Raw genomic sequence first — 1,335 nt, forward strand, 5'->3', positions numbered from 1 at the left:
TTCCCCGACCACCCCGGCAGGCCGCCCGGCCCCGGCCGGCTTGGTTGTGCCGGCCGGGGCCGGGCGGCCTGCCGGGGTGGTCGGGGAATCCGGGGTGGCTGTGTCGGCCGGGGCGGCCGGGGCTGTCGGGTCGACGGTGGTCGGTGAGTCTGGAATCGTCGTGGTGGCCGGGGTTATGGTCGGGGTCTGCGGGCCGCCCTCCGCCGGGCGGCCCTCTCCATGGGAGCGATGGGTCTGCATAGGCACTATCGTAGGTGCGGCGGGCCCGGCGTGGCCCCGCCGCGGATGAACCATCGGTGAATTCGGCAGGCCGGGCAGACGTGATCGGGTTCGGCTTTCGGCCGGCCTCAGGGGCTCAGGCGGCTCAGGGACGGGCTCAGGTGGTCCTGGTCGGGCTCAGGTGGTCCTGGTCGGGCTCAGGCGGTTCTGGTCGGGCTCAGGCGGTTCTGGTCGGGCTCAGGCGGTTCTGGTCGGGCTCAGGCGGCGATGGCCTGCTCGTCGCCCGCGTAGGCGACGGCCTCGTCGTAGCTGGGGCAGACGGGCACACCGGCGCGGTTGTGCTGGATGGCCAGCGAGGCGGCGGCGTTCGCGATGCGCACCGCGTCGGGCAGCTGCCAGCCGCGCGCCAGCATCGCGCACGTCACGCCGGTGTGGCACGGGCCGGCGGAACGCGTGTGCGTGGGCTTGGTTGGGTATCCCTCGATATGCACGGTCTCGCCGCCCGGTTCGCGCACCCAGGCGCCGCGCGAGCCGGCGCGCACCACCAGCGGGGCGCGCAATGTCTCGCCCAACGCGGCGCACAGCGCGCGCATCGACTTGTCGAAGCCGCCGCCCACGGTGTACGAGGCGGAATCGTCCACGTCCACGCCCAGGCGGTCGGCCAGCGTCGCCGCCTCCTGGCGGTTGCAGGACCAGGTGGGCCGGGCGAGCACCAGGTCCTCGAGCAGATGGTCGTTGACCAGGGCCAGCGTGCGCGTGGGATTGATGACCAGGCGCCACGGGCGGGCCGAGGGGTCGGTGCCGGCGCGGTGCATGAATTCGTCGATGCCGGCCGCCGTGTGGTCAAGCAGCGTGTTGCCGGAGATGTGCACCACGTCGCCCTCGCCCGGCTCCAACGGGTCGAACGTGGCCTCGTTGCCCTGCGCCTCGGCGCCGTAGCGGGCCACGAAGGTCTTCTTGCCGGTCTCCTTGTCATGGAACACCAAGCGGAACCCGGAGTCGAGGTCGAGCCGGTCGGGGCCCACATGGGCGATATGCGCCTCGTCGAAGGACTCGCGCACCAGCGTCGCCCAGGCGCCGGTGCCCACGATGCCCGCGTGCTCGGCCGGCACACCC

The 1,335-nt window shown here is 73.1% G+C and carries 1 protein-coding gene; it reads right to left on the reverse strand.

Annotated features, from left to right (window positions below; translation table 11 throughout):
• Nucleotides 1-476: 476 nt before the first annotated feature.
• Nucleotides 477-1,335: PfkB family carbohydrate kinase (locus tag H7U32_RS09350; RefSeq protein ID WP_204469793.1), on the reverse strand; the 859-nt coding region annotated here is incomplete at its 5' end.

This window comes from Bifidobacterium pullorum subsp. saeculare (assembly GCF_016899725.1).
Lineage (GTDB): Bacteria > Actinomycetota > Actinomycetes > Actinomycetales > Bifidobacteriaceae > Bifidobacterium > Bifidobacterium pullorum_C.